Annotated in this window: 10 protein-coding genes and 1 pseudogene; 4 read left to right on the top strand and 7 right to left on the bottom strand. The window is 68.0% G+C overall.

Translation table 11 applies throughout. The features are described 5' to 3' along the window. Nucleotides 1-87: 87 nt before the first annotated feature. Nucleotides 88-1,053, top strand: coding sequence for a pirin family protein (locus OHA88_RS09250; RefSeq protein ID WP_328625061.1), 966 nt, complete (start codon nt 88-90; stop codon nt 1,051-1,053). Between the two features lie 179 nt (nt 1,054-1,232). Here OHA88_RS09250 and OHA88_RS09245 read toward each other — a convergent pair whose 3' ends face one another. The 3 genes from OHA88_RS09245 to OHA88_RS09235 form a co-directional block, all read right to left on the bottom strand. Further along, nucleotides 1,233-2,525 (bottom strand): ThuA domain-containing protein, encoded by a 1,293-nt coding sequence (locus OHA88_RS09245; RefSeq protein WP_328625060.1) that lies wholly within the window; start codon nt 2,523-2,525, stop codon nt 1,233-1,235. Between the two features lie 20 nt (nt 2,526-2,545). Continuing rightward, nucleotides 2,546-4,696 carry an RICIN domain-containing protein gene (locus OHA88_RS09240; protein ID WP_328629632.1) on the bottom strand — a complete coding sequence of 717 codons (2,151 nt, stop codon included), beginning with the start codon at nt 4,694-4,696 and terminating at the stop codon, nt 2,546-2,548. Nucleotides 4,697-4,816: 120 nt separating this feature from the next. Continuing rightward, on the bottom strand, nt 4,817-4,975 hold the full coding sequence (locus tag OHA88_RS09235; protein ID WP_328625059.1) for a hypothetical protein: 159 nt from the start codon (nt 4,973-4,975) through the stop codon (nt 4,817-4,819). A 542-nt stretch (nt 4,976-5,517) separates the two neighbouring features. On the opposite strand from OHA88_RS09235, the gene OHA88_RS09230 reads away from it, so the two are divergent. Continuing rightward, nucleotides 5,518-6,468 carry an AEC family transporter gene (locus OHA88_RS09230; protein ID WP_328625058.1) on the top strand — a complete coding sequence of 317 codons (951 nt, stop codon included), beginning with the start codon at nt 5,518-5,520 and terminating at the stop codon, nt 6,466-6,468. 255 nt (nt 6,469-6,723) lie between these two features. Here OHA88_RS09230 and OHA88_RS09225 read toward each other — a convergent pair whose 3' ends face one another. The 3 genes from OHA88_RS09225 to ribA all read right to left on the bottom strand — a co-directional run bounded on the left by OHA88_RS09225 (nt 6,724) and on the right by ribA (nt 9,823). After that, nucleotides 6,724-7,884, bottom strand: a complete 1,161-nt coding sequence (locus OHA88_RS09225) for an alpha/beta hydrolase (protein WP_328625057.1) — start codon at nt 7,882-7,884, stop codon at nt 6,724-6,726. Nucleotides 7,885-8,209: 325 nt separating this feature from the next. Then, nucleotides 8,210-8,776, bottom strand: coding sequence for a hypothetical protein (locus OHA88_RS09220; RefSeq protein ID WP_328625056.1), 567 nt, complete (start codon nt 8,774-8,776; stop codon nt 8,210-8,212). Nucleotides 8,777-9,166: 390 nt separating this feature from the next. Next, nucleotides 9,167-9,823, bottom strand: a complete 657-nt coding sequence (gene ribA, locus OHA88_RS09215; protein ID WP_328625055.1) for a GTP cyclohydrolase II — start codon at nt 9,821-9,823, stop codon at nt 9,167-9,169. A gap of 214 nt (nt 9,824-10,037) precedes the next feature. Between ribA and OHA88_RS09210 the strand changes: the two genes are divergently transcribed. Together OHA88_RS09210 and OHA88_RS09205 are read left to right on the top strand one after the other, a co-directional pair. Further along, nucleotides 10,038-10,868, top strand: coding sequence for a creatininase family protein (locus OHA88_RS09210; RefSeq protein WP_328629631.1), 831 nt, complete (start codon nt 10,038-10,040; stop codon nt 10,866-10,868). A gap of 29 nt (nt 10,869-10,897) precedes the next feature. Next, a complete protein-coding gene (locus OHA88_RS09205) occupies nt 10,898-11,770 on the top strand; it encodes a RibD family protein (protein ID WP_328625054.1) in 873 nt (290 codons plus the stop codon). Between the two features lie 30 nt (nt 11,771-11,800). On the opposite strand, the pseudogene OHA88_RS09200 reads toward OHA88_RS09205, so the two are convergent. After that, nucleotides 11,801-12,616: pseudogene (locus OHA88_RS09200) on the bottom strand (lysylphosphatidylglycerol synthase transmembrane domain-containing protein); the annotation flags it as partial. Between the last annotated feature and the right edge of the window lie 24 nt (nt 12,617-12,640).

Here is a 12,640-nt window from a genome sequence, read left to right as displayed (position 1 = left end):
ACAACACAGCATAATGGTTGAACATTCCACTAAAATCTCGGCGTGGGTATCGACCACCCGCGCCCGCACGGGAATAGGTTGAGCGCCATGAGCAATCTCGATCGCCAGGCCGCACTCTCCGTCTGCGGAGGGCGGGGTTTCGTCGTCGCCGAGCCGGTACGTGAACTCCTCGCCCCGCGCCACGTCCAGCTCGGCGAGTCCACCGAGGTCCGCCGACTGCTGCCCAATCTCGGCCGGCGCATGGTCGGCGCCTGGGCCTTCGTGGATCATTACGGCCCCGACGACATCGCCGACGAGCCCGGGATGCAGGTCCCGCCGCACCCCCACATGGGTCTGCAGACGGTGAGCTGGCTCCATGAGGGCGAGGTGCTGCACCGCGACAGCCTGGGCAGTCTGCAGACGGTCCGCCCGCGCGAACTGGGGCTGATGACTTCCGGCCGGGCGATCAGCCACTCCGAGGAGAGCCCGAAGCCGCACGCCCGTTTTCTGCACGGCGCCCAGCTCTGGGTGGCCCTGCCCGACGCGCACCGGCAGGTCGAGCCGCACTTCCAGCACCACACCGACCTGCCCACCGTCACCGCCCCCGGCTTCACCGCCACGGTGATCCTCGGCGAACTCGACGGTGCCACGTCACCGGGTACGGCCTATACCCCCATCGTCGGCGCAGACATCGCTCTGACGGACGGCGCCGAGGCGCGACTGCCGCTCGACCCCGACTTCGAGTACGCAGTGCTGTCGATGTCCGGCGAGGCGGAGGTCGACGGTGTGCCGCTGCAGCCCGGATCGATGCTCTACCTCGGTTGCGGCCGCACCGAACTCCCCCTCCGTGCCGCCTCCGACGCCGGCCTCATGCTTCTGGGCGGCGAGCCGTTCGAGGAAGAGATCGTCATGTGGTGGAACTTCATCGGCCGTTCCCATGAGGAGATCGAAGAGGCTCGGAGGGGCTGGATGGAAGGGTCCCGCTTCGGAGAGGTGAAGGGTTACGACGGCGGCCGGCTGGCTGCCCCCGAACTGCCGCCGGTGGCGCTGAAGCCGCGAGGGCGAGTGCGCTGACCTGCGGGTGTCAGTGCATGACCCGGAGGTGAGAAGGGCGGTTCGTCGGTATGAGTGGCCGGAACAACCTGCGGGCCGCCCCGGAGGATGCCGGCCGCCCCTGCGTGAGTGCCGTCGTGAGAGCGACCCGGTGCCCCTCGCCGCGGATCAGCGGCGAGGGACACCGTCAGATGGAGCGGTCAGGGCTGTGCTGTGAGCGTGAAGCTCTGCGCGGAGGAGCCGTCGCAGGGTCGCTGGGTGAGCTGGACACTGTTCGCAGAGGAGCTCGCGGAACTCAGGCACTGGCCGCTGTGGCGGGCGCTGAAGTGGTATCGCCCGCTGCTCTCCTTCACGGGCTGCCACTGCTGGTTCTGCCCGCCCGCGTAACTCCACAGCTGGAGCGGCGCGTTGGCGGCGGTCGAGCGGTCGGTCACATCGATGACCTGTTGCGGGTTCCCGCGGATGGTGATCCGTGTGTATCCGCTGTCCGTCGAGCGGAACTGGAACTGCTGTGCCAGGGTCCCGTTGCAGGAGTACTGCTGGATCGCGGTCCCGTTCGCCGTGGCGGCGGAACGGGCGTCCACACAGGTGCCGTTGGCGGCGTTCGTCAGCGAGTACCAGGCGGTCTCGGAGATCTGGTCCGCCGGTGGCACGGTGTCTCCGGCCCCGCCCAGCCACTTCAGCCCGTCGAGCAGGAACCGGTTCTGTGTCTCACTGGCGAACGTCGACGACAGCGCGGTGTTGGATGCGTAGTCCATCGCGTTGTGACCGAAGTTCGCGTACAGCATCCTGTACTTCGTGTTGGTCCACAGGATCGGGTAATAGCCGCTGTACCAGGTCTGGTTGGGGTCCGTTCCCAGCGGGAAGCTGCTGGGGTCCACCGAGGCGAGGATCTTGATGTCCGGATTCTGCCGCAGGTCGTTGGACCAGCTGTACCACTCGCTGACCGACGAGGTGAAGGTAGCGGGCAGGCTCTTGGTGGACGGGTGAGTGCGGTCCTCGACCTTCAGGACGGCCGTGGTCGGACCCCAGGTGTTGGACCTGAAGGTGCCGCTGCCGAGGAACTGGTTGTGGTACCAGGGCCAGGACTGTGCGTCCGTCGTGAAGGCGGAGACGTGGAAGCCCATCCAGGCGCCGCCACCGCGCATGTACTGCTCGAAGCCGGACCGCTGCGCGGCAGTCTGCGGTAAGTCGTCGAGGAACACGACGACTTGATAGGCGTTCACGCCACCGTTGCTGAGCAGGTCCCAGTTGTTGCTGGCCGTGTAGGTGAAGCCGTTCTGCGTGGCCTGCTCGGGGAACCAGTCGTTGGCCTCGTGGACGAAGCTGATGTGCGCGGCGTCCCAGGTGCCGTTGTAGAGGGCGAGCACCTTGAACGGCGTTGCCGCCGTGCTCGCCCGGGCGTCGGGTGGTGCCGCCAGGCCGAGCAGTGTCGCCAGCAGGACGAGGACCCACAGGGTCGCGCGCGCCGGACCGGATCTGCTGGTGTCCATCGACGATCCTTCCTTGAGCATCAGGGGTAGCTGACGAGGTTGGCGACGTTGGTCGTGGAGTTGGACGGGCCACCCCGGTCGTTGATGACGTGCCGGATCGTCCCGGTGCCGCCCAGCGAGACCGTCACCATGTCCTTGAAGCGCACATTCGCGTTGTTGGGCGCCTCGATGGCGTGCTCGGCGGTGACACCCGGGTTGACGTTGAAGTAGCAGTAGCTGCCGAAGCCGTACACCTGATGACTCGTTACGGAGTCCGCGACCTTGTAGGCGGCGTAGCCCTGCGTCGAACCGTTCATCCAGGACGCCTGGTTGGGCGGGTCGTACGGCATCTCGTTCTGGTAGAAGTACGTGCGGCCGCCGTTGCCGTTCCAGACGGTCTGGTGCTTCTGGTAGTGCTCGACGAACAAGCCGTACATCGTCACGTCGTTGCCGTTGACGACGAGTCCCGTGGCGCCGGTGTTGCTGGTCCAGCCCACGCCGCTGCCATGGTCGGCGCGCCACAGCCACAGGTGGTCGCCGATGACGCCGTTGCTGTTGATGGTCAGGCTGGTGGTGGCCTTGCCGACGCCCGCGCCGCCGATGCGGATGAACACGTCGTGCAGGGAACTGGGGTCGGCGCTGTGGTCGGCCGACGAGCCGCTCGGCCCCATCTCCAGGAGCTGGGACGAGTTCGTGGTGCCTGCGTCGATCAGCAGCCCGGCCAGCTGGACGCCGTTCACGTCGGCGACCGTCATGGCGGAGATCCCGTTGTCGGGAATGAGCGTGGCCAGGCCGAGGCCCAGGACCACGGTGCCGGCCCTGGTCACCTTGAGCGTCTGGTCGAGGTGGTAGACACCTGGTGTCACCAGCAGGTTCTTGCCCTGGGCGAGCGCGTCGTTCATCTGTGCGGCCGTCGCGCCCGGCTTGACGATGAAGAAGTCGGAGAGGGGCAGGGACGTGCCGGTGGGCGTTCCGGAACTCCACGAGGTGCCGGACGAGTTGGTGCGTACGCCGGGCACGAACACCTTGTAGGCGCCCGACGGGTCGACGTACAGGAAGGGCTTCTCACGCGACACGGGGGTCTGGTCGACCGTGGTGTACGGCGGGCTCGGGAAGCTGTTCGCGGGAGCGTTCTTGGCGCCGACGTAGACCATGTTCCAGTTGGAGCCGGTCCAGCTCGACCACTCGGTGTTGCGCGACAGCCACTGCTGCTGCGAACCCGAGGTGACCTGACCGTCGATCTTCGTGTCGGCCATGTAGCCGCCGCTGGACCAACCGCCGTCGTCCAGCCGGAGGTTGCCGCGCAGATGCATCCGGCGGTACGGGGCGGCCTGCGACACCGCCCAGCGGTCCGTGCCGGAGGTCGGGGTCACGGACAGGTTCTCCGCCGACCGCCAGAAGTTCTGGGTGGCGTTGCCCTGGAACCAGTCCGCCTCGGCGTGTACCGCACCGCGGATGGTGACGTCGTCGGGGGAGAGGCCGAGCCCCGCGACCTGGGTGTAGAAGCCGACATTGGCATCGGCGTCGTAGGTGCCCGGCTTGAAGAGGAAGGCCTTGCGGGCGGTGCCGAACTGGTTGGTCTCCTGCTGGGCGAAGGCCGCGTTCAGACTGCTCTGGATGGTGGCAGCGGGTGTGGACGGGTCGAAGACGGTGACATTCGGGCCCAGGTCCGGTGTCCCGGGCGGCTGTTGGGGATCCACGGGGTTGACGTGGAAGGACTGGGCCGCGCTGCCGTTGCAGGCGTACTGCTGGAGCTGCACGCTGTCCGCGGTCGAGGCGCTCGGCACGTCGAGGCACTTGCCGCTGTTGCGGTTCACGAAGTGGTACGCGCCGCTGGACTCCGCCACGGCCTGCCACTGCTGGTTGTTTCCGCCGCCGTACGTCCACAGCTGCACGAGCGCGCTGTCCGCCGTCGAGACGTCGGTGACGTCCCAGACCTTGATGGCGTCGGTACGATTGCCGACCTGGGCGTATCCGCCCGAGGTGGCCGCGAACTGCCACTGCTGGGCCTGGCTGCCGTTGCAGGCGTACTGCTGGACGGCGGTGCCGTTCGCCGTTCCCGCGGCGCGCGCGTCGACGCACTTGCCGCTGCCCACGTTGACCACGGTGGCCCAACCGGTCGGCACTGCGGCGGTCTGTGCGGTCGCCGTGTCCTGCGAGGCGGCCGCGACACCGGTTCCGGCCGTGGCCACGAGGGCGATCACGATGAGCAGCTTCGGTATCCGGCGACGGCCGGTTTCTCTCCTGGATCCGGGCACGGTGGGATCTCCTGTGCGGGTCGGGGTGGGGGGTGGGAGAGGCGGACGTGTCCGTCAGCCGGTGACGTCGAGGCGTTTGCCCGGGAGCGGGGTGATCGTGCCGGTGGCGGCCGCGGCGGACGACACGCCGAGCGCACTGGCCGAGAGGGTGAGTACCGCTGTCGAGAGGGTGCCGTGCGGCGTTGTGGAGGGCAGAGGGGGATGTCTGGTCATCGAGGGGTCACAGCCTTTCGTGCGTGGCCGACGGTGGGGGGTGGGAGCGTGGCGCGCAGGTGCAGGCATCGGGACGGAAACGGAAGGTGCGTGGCCCGTCCAGACATGTGAACGTCGAGTGCATTCGTGGAACGGTGGTGATCGGTGAACCTAAAGGTCTGAACCAGGCACGTCAAGATGTGAAGCGAGAAGACCCCGTAATTGCTCTGTATGCGCAAGGAGTTGAACGCATGGGTGCTTCGGCGGCTTCGTATCGACGGACGTGTGTGGTGTCGGCGGCATCCGCGTTCGCGGTCGGAGCGCCGGCCTGGCCATCGCGGGCCCGCGTGACTCCTGGAGGGAAAGCCGCCCGCGCCTCGGCCGGCAGGACCCCGTGCGCACCGTCCGTCCGGAGACTTTCAGGCCGAAGTCGCCTGCCCGGTCCTGGCCGCGTTCACCCATGCCGGGTGAGCACTTAAGGGCCACCTGTGCCGCACATTCATGGAAATATAAGGGAAAGTCATTCTCCGTAACGATTCCTGCAGAAGTCTATAGTTTTTTGCATGGTGCACGAGATCGCGACGGCTCTGCTCCCCGTCTTCTTCGCCCTCGCCCTCGGGTTCGGCGCCGGCCTGCGCGGATACGTGGACAACCGCGACGTTTCCTCGATCAACAAGCTGGTCATGGATTTCGCGATCCCGGCCTCGCTGTTCGTATCGATCTCCTCCACGGACCGGTCCGACATCACCGCGCACGCCGGGTACATCGTGGTGACAGTCGTTGCCCTGGCTGTCGTGTATGCCGTGACTCTCGTGCTGCAGCAAAGAACGTTCCGGCTGCAGAAGGCGGAGGCCGCGGTGCAGGCCCTCACCGTCGCGTTCCCGAACTATGCCTCCATCGGCCTGCCGTTGTCCGCCGCCGTGGTCGGCGCCCGTGGGGCGATCGCCGTCGCCATCGGCCTCGCGGTAGGGGCTGTGACCATCGTGCCGTTCAGTCTGGCTCTGCTGGAGGACGCCATGCTGGGCCCGAATGCACCGGGCTCCACTCTCTCCCGTTTCGGCGGGGCATTGGGGAAGTCGGTGCGGCGGCCCATTTTCTGGGCCCCGATGCTCGCCATCGTGCTCGTGCTCTGCGGCGTTCACATGCCCGACCTGGTCGAGAAGACGCTGACCCCCATCGGTCAGGCCGGTGCGGGTGCGGCGCTGTTCCTCACCGGGCTCCTGCTCTCCGCGCAGAAGGTCTCGTTCGGGCCGAACGTGGCGTACGGCATCGTGGCGAAGAACGCGCTCATGCCGCTGTTCGTCTGGGGGCTGTGCCTGCTGCTCGGCCTGGACAGGCTCAGCACCACCGAGGCCGTGCTGCTCACCGCCATTCCCTGCGGATTCTTCGGGCTGGTATTCGGCGCGCCCTTCGGCGTGCAGTCCAGGGTCGCCGGATCGACTCTGATGCTCTCGACGATCGCGGGCATCGCCTCGCTGTCCGTGGTCATCGCCCTGCTGCCCCAGCACGTATGAGGCCAGGAACTGCGCAGCACATCACGCCATGGCCGGAGGGTGTGGTGGCTCCACCGACACCAGCGACTCCGGCCGGGCGGTGACTGTCCGCCAGGAGTCAGAGCCGGTATGTCCGGAGCCACAACGACGCGACCCGGTCGGGCGCACAGGCGGCTCCGGAGCACTTCGACGAACTCTTCGGTGCGCCGGGGGCGGCAGCGCGCGCGGACGGGCCCGCCGCAGATCGCGGCGGGCCCGAAACGGGGGAGAGGCCGGTTACTTGCCGGGGCCGGGGTCGGTCGGTGCGCGCAGCGCCTCGCGCAGAGTTGCGGTCGTCTGGGTGACGGCCTGCTTGGCGGCCTGGGTGTCGGCCAGTGCGTTGAGCATCATGAAGTCGTGGGTGACGCCGCTGTGGTGGGACGAGGTGACCGGGACGCCGGCCGCGCGGAGCTTGGTGGCATAGGCGTTGGCCCCGTCCAGCAGAACATCGGAGTCGGTGATCATCAGGGCGGGCGGCAGACCGCGCAGCTGGTCGACAGTGGCGTGCAGCGGGGAGGCCAGCGGATTGCTGCGGTCGGCCACGCGGGGCGCATAGGCGTCCCAGAACCATTTCATGGCCGGCCGTGTGAGCCAGCAGTTTTCGGCGAAGCGGGTGTAGGAGGCGGTGTCGAAGTCGGCGTCGGTGACGGGGTAGAGCATGACCTGCTGCTTGAAGTGGGGGCCTCCGCGCTCCTTGGCCATCATGGTGACGGCCGCGGTCATGTCTCCGCCAACCGAGTCGCCGGCAACTGCCAGTCGGCTGGGGTCGACGCCGATCTCACGGCCGTGGTCGGCCACCCACTTGGCGACGGTGTAGGCCTGCTCGACCGGGACGGGGAACTGGGCCTCGGGGGAGGGGGTGTAGTCGACGAAGACGACCGTGGCGCGGGCACCGTCGGCGATCTGCCGGACGAGGCGTTCATGGGTCTTGAAGTTGCCCAGCACCCAGCCGCCGCCATGGATGTACACGACGGCGGGCAGATCGCCCTGGACACCGTCAGGGCGGACCACGTGGATGGACACCGGACCGGTCGGACCACCGGGCACGGTCCGCTCACTGATCTGCGCGGGCAGCATGTCCACGGGACCTGCCTGCAGCTTGTTCAGCACTTCCCGGGCGTCCTTGTACGACTGCTCGTACAGCGGGGTGCCGCCGGCTGCCGCGAGCGAGTCGAGGAAGTCCTGGTCGATCTTTTCCAGCTTCACCGGTGGCTTGCCGCAGGGCACGTACTCGGTCTGGATCTGTTTGGCCCCGGCGGCTACCACCTGACTGCTGCCGGCGGCGCGGTCGCTGTGGCCGGCGCAGCCACTGAGCGTCGCGCTGGTCGCCACCAGGAGCGCGACCATGGTGCCGTAGCGGGTCCTGCGGGCTATCGGACGTCGTTGCGAGGGTGCCATGTTCTGTGGATTCCCAACGTGATCGTAGGTCCCCCGGGTCAGCCTGTTGGCATCGCGGGTCACCGACCAGCCGGGTTGGGCTGCTGGAGTGACCTGGCGCGTACGTGCGGCGGCCCCGCAGCGGAGGCCGGCCGGTCCCGTTCGTGCAGGCAGGGATGGTGGGCGACGCCTCATCCGCTGATGACCGCGCTGCGCGAGCGCCGGGAGCTGCTGCCCGCGGGAGCCGCCGGACCCAATGAGCGACGCTGATGGTCCGCCACCTGCCCGCGGTTGGTCGAACAGGACCTGCTCGAACCTGCCCGCGCCCCTCCCGCGTGCGCGTCGGTCACGAGCACAAGGTGTGCCGGAGCGCGGCGCCGCACTGCCGCACTCCCGCACGGATCCCGCCGGTGCGATCGGCCGGGCCGGGTTCCAGGCCCTTGACGACGGCGACGGTGACCAGCGCGTAGGCCACGTGCGGAACGATGTCGGCGACCCAGTCGGAGCGTGACCACGTGCGCGGGTCGGTCACGCGCAGCACGGTCATCGGGCCGTTGGTCCCGATCAACGCCCCCGTGGTCGCCGTGGCGGTCAGGACCGCGTTGCCCGGCCGCCAGCCGCAGGAGAGAGCGAGGCCGAGCAGGGCGCCCATCCCCACACCCGCTGCTGTACCGGTCAGAGGGCCCAGACCTTTGACGCGGTTCTCCCGTGCGTTCTCGTCGCCCGGGATCGGAACGTGCAGGGTCTCCGACAGCCGCTCCACGGTGACCTCGGGTGTCGTGCTCGCTCCTCGGCCGCGGATCACCATGTCCAGGTACCCGACCGTGTCCAGGACCGTGGTCCCGGCAGCGCCCGCGGCGGCCCCGGCCAGGAGACCACGCAGGTGCCGGGCCGGACCGCTGATTCCTGTCATAGTCCGCTCATCCCTTCATGGAGTCCGGCAGCGCGGGGTCGATTACCTCCGCGGGTGTCCCGGCGACGTTGTGCGGACCCCTTCCACCGTCACGGAGGTGAGGTCCTTGATCAGCGGAGGCAGTCGGCCGGCGGTGTTCTCGTACGGGCAGGATGCGGGCCATTGACGAGGCGCGCGCCATTTTCCTGGCCGACGTCGGCCACCGCCATGTGCGCCCGACTCCCGGTACGGAGGCATGTCACGTCCGGCTCTGCTGCATTGCCTCGTGAGCGGCCGGCTCCGCACCGTCTCAGTAGATACACCGAACGGCTCACTCCGCCACCGGAGCCCCGGCATCGGAACCGGACGCCCCTGTGCGGGCTGCGCCGCGCACGGGGCTTCACTCACGCGTCAGGTCCGGTCGATCCCGCCATCCAGATGCGGCAGGTGATGGCCAAGGCGTTCTCGTTTGGTCCGCAGGTAGGCGAGGTTCTCCTCACGCGGTTGTGTCAGCAGCGGAACCTGTTCGGTAACCTTGATGCCGTGCTGCAGCAGCGCCTCGCGCTTGCGTGGGTTGTTCGACAACAGTCGCACGGATCGGACGCCGAGGTCGTGCAGAATCTCCGCCGCCACCTGGTAGTCGCGCGCGTCGACAGGGAGTCCGAGCGCGATATTCGCCTCGACCGTGTCAAGTCCCTCTGCCTGGAGCTGCATCGCCCGGAGCTTGGCCAACAGGCCGATTCCCCGGCCCTCGTGACCCCGCAGGTAGATCAGTACGCCGCGTCCTTCGCCCACGATGGCGCGCAGTGCCGCGGACAGTTGGTCCCCACACTCGCAATGGTTGGATCCAAAGGTATCTCCGGTCAGACACTCCGAATGTACCCGGGTGAGCGCATCGTCTCCCTCGATGTCGCCGTATACCAGAGCTATTTGTTCATCCCTGCGATTGTGATCCAAGTAGCCGACAGCACGGAATACACCGTGCTCGGTTGACAGCTGGACAGTTGTCGCTCGTTCAGCGCCTGTTGAACGCGCGCTGTCGCGGTGTGCGCCATCGCTCTCTATCATGGCCCGATCATATCGGGTAGCCTTGGCCGGTGGGCCGGAAGTCGATGACAGGAAGACAACTGGTCTTCCTGTTCATCGGGTTCGACTGATGAATGCATCGACTTTGCGTAGCCTGCTCTCGTGGAGGCGTACGGAACTCCCCTCCGTGTGCTGCCTTATTCGGACCGGTCGGTGGGCAGGTCGCGTGGCGCGAAGAAGGAATGGGTCGGGAAACATGAGTGAACGGCAAGGGCGCACACCGGTATCTGATCTGTTGTCACTGGACACGACGACGGTGGATGCGGGGGCCGGTCGGGCCGGTGTCGCAGTTCTTCCCATCGGCAGCTTCGAGCAACATGGGCCGTACCTGCCCCTGATGACCGATACGCTCATAGCCTGCGCCATCGCCCGGGAGATCGCCGCCACCCATGCGGTGCACCGTCTGCCTCCGGTGACGATCTCCTGCTCGCACGAGCACGCCGCTTGGCCGGGAACGGTCAGCATTTCTGCGACCACCTTGTGTGCCGTTGTCCGGGACATCGCTGAATCGCTCCGTCGATCCGGTATCAATAACCTGGTTCTGATCAACGGACACGGTGGAAATTACGCACTGCGTAACGTGGTTCAGGAGTCGGCGGGGACCGGGACCCGCATGGCGCTATTCCCCGGATCGGCCGACTGGGACAAGGCGCGGGACAGGGCCGGTCTACGTACGTCTTCCTACAGCGACATGCATGCCGGAGAATTGGAGACGTCCATCCTGCTGCATGTGGATCCAGGAATGATCCGACCGGGCCATGAGACCTCCGACTTCCTCGCCGACGACCGGAAACATCTGCTCACTCTCGGTATGCGGGCCTATACGGAATCCGGCGTGATCGGCCGTCCTTCCTTGGCATCTGCGGAAAAGGGAAAGCTGTTGTTGACCGGTCTCGTCGATTCCTTCGCTGAGTACCTCTCACTTCTGGCACCGGATGAGCTCCTGGTCCCGGCGGAGCCCGGGTCCCGGCCGTCCGGCGTCGCGGACAGCCGGCCGTCGGCCGTCGCCCGGCGGGGAACGCGGTGACCGGTCGCTCCGCGGAACAACGCGACGGCATGCTTGATGCGTCGGAAGCCTGGGAGCGGCTGCGCGGCATCCGGTCCGAGGCGGATGCCGAGGCCGCCGGACTGATCCGGGGAACCGACGGCCGGCGCCGGTGGGGGTGCGCCTCGCCCGAGGCGGATATCCTCGCCGACCGCTATCTGCCGCTCTGCCTGGGCGGTCCGCGCTTCGCCTTCGCGCAGCTGGGACAGAGCCTGGACGGATTCATCGCCAGCCGTACCGGCGACGCCGACTACGTCACGGGCGCGGAGGACCGCGACCATCTGCACCACCTGCGTGCTCTCTCCGACGCGGTGGTCATCGGTGCCGGCACCGCTGTTGCGGACGATCCCCAGCTGACGGTCCGTACCTGCGCGGGTACCAACCCGGTCCGTGTTGTCCTCGATCCGCACCGCCGGGTACCGCTCCGCCACCGAGTGTTCAGCGACGGGGCAGCACCCACCCTGTGGGTGGTGGGCGCGGACAAGGAGCGGGGTCAGGACGTTCCGGCCATGGACGGCATCGACATACTGCCCCTGCCCGACACCGCTGCGTTCGCGCCTCGACGCCTGTTGCGGGAACTCGCGGGCCGTGGGCTGGGCCGCGTGCTTGTCGAGGGCGGCGGAATCACCGTGTCGCGTTTCCTCCACGCGCGGGCGCTGCACCGCCTCTACCTCACAGTGGCACCGGTCCTGCTCGGCGACGGCGTCCGGGGGCTCGGCTTTCCCGGCCCGGAGCTGATGCGCGACGCGCTTCGTCCGCCGACCCGGCGTGCCGTTCTCGGCGAGGACACTCTCTTCGAGCTCGATCTGCGGACGACGCATCCCGGTGAACCAGTGGGTGACGAGCACGCCGATACCGGGCAGGCTCGCGACGAAGGTGAGTAGTCCGTACACCACGGCGACGGTCAGTCCCTGCGCGGCACTCATGCCCGCAGCTCCGAAGGCCCATGCGGTGACCCCTTCCCTCGGCCCCCAGCCCCCGACGTTCAGCGGCAGTGCCATGGCGAGAAGTGCCAGCACCATCAGCGGTACCAGTTCGGTCGCCGGCGCCGTCGATCCTGCGGTTCGGGCGGCGAGCAGGAACATGCCGAGATGCCCTGCCAGCACCGCAAGCGACGAGATCAACACCCCCGGCCAGCTTCCCCGGGCGAGCAGTCCGAGGCGCACTTCGGCCAGCGCGGCCCGAACCGCGCGGTGCCATCGAGACGTGTACTGCTTCCCGCGGAGCCGCACAGCACCCACGGCCACCAGACCGGACATCACGAGGAGAGCGGACAGGGCACCTGGTGCAGTGGCGATCCGATCGGCGAGGTGGCCGATCCTGTCCAGCGCCAGGGAGGGCTGCGTGAGCAGGAGCGTCACGCCGACTGCGACGAGGACCACTTGGCCCGCAACGCGTTCGAGGACGACGGTGCGGACCCCCCGGCCGACGTCACCCGCACTCTGCCCGTGCCGCACACCACGGTGTACGTCGCCGAGGACGCCACCGGGCAGCGCCGCGTTCAGAAACAGAGCGCGGTAGTAGTCGGCGACGGCCCGGCCCAGCGGCAGCCGTACGCTCAGCCCCCTCGCCACCAGGCACCAACGCCACGCGCTGCACACGGTGGTGAGCATGCCGAGACCCAGAGCGGCCAAGAGGGTGGGGCCGTCGATCCCACGCATGCCGTCCACGATGACGTCGGTGCCCTGCCACCACAGCAGCCCCACGACGATGGCCGTTCCGACGAGCATGCCGAGACGGGCCCGTACGACCTG

This window comes from Streptomyces sp. NBC_00353, assembly GCF_036108815.1.
Lineage (GTDB): Bacteria > Actinomycetota > Actinomycetes > Streptomycetales > Streptomycetaceae > Streptomyces.
The sequence above is the reverse complement of the archived record's forward strand: the minus strand, read 5'-3'. Positions and strand labels throughout refer to the sequence as shown.

Coding starts and splice junctions, on each gene's coding strand:
- OHA88_RS09250 (WP_328625061.1), top strand. CDS start 88: ATGAGCAATCTCGATCGCCAGGCCGCACTCTCCGTCTGCGGAGGGCGG.
- OHA88_RS09245 (WP_328625060.1), bottom strand. CDS start 2,525: ATGGACACCAGCAGATCCGGTCCGGCGCGCGCGACCCTGTGGGTCCTC.
- OHA88_RS09235 (WP_328625059.1), bottom strand. CDS start 4,975: ATGACCAGACATCCCCCTCTGCCCTCCACAACGCCGCACGGCACCCTC.
- OHA88_RS09230 (WP_328625058.1), top strand. CDS start 5,518: ATGGTGCACGAGATCGCGACGGCTCTGCTCCCCGTCTTCTTCGCCCTC.
- OHA88_RS09225 (WP_328625057.1), bottom strand. CDS start 7,884: ATGGCACCCTCGCAACGACGTCCGATAGCCCGCAGGACCCGCTACGGC.
- OHA88_RS09220 (WP_328625056.1), bottom strand. CDS start 8,776: ATGACAGGAATCAGCGGTCCGGCCCGGCACCTGCGTGGTCTCCTGGCC.
- ribA (WP_328625055.1), bottom strand. CDS start 9,823: ATGATAGAGAGCGATGGCGCACACCGCGACAGCGCGCGTTCAACAGGC.
- OHA88_RS09210 (WP_328629631.1), top strand. CDS start 10,038: ATGAGTGAACGGCAAGGGCGCACACCGGTATCTGATCTGTTGTCACTG.
- OHA88_RS09205 (WP_328625054.1), top strand. CDS start 10,898: ATGCTTGATGCGTCGGAAGCCTGGGAGCGGCTGCGCGGCATCCGGTCC.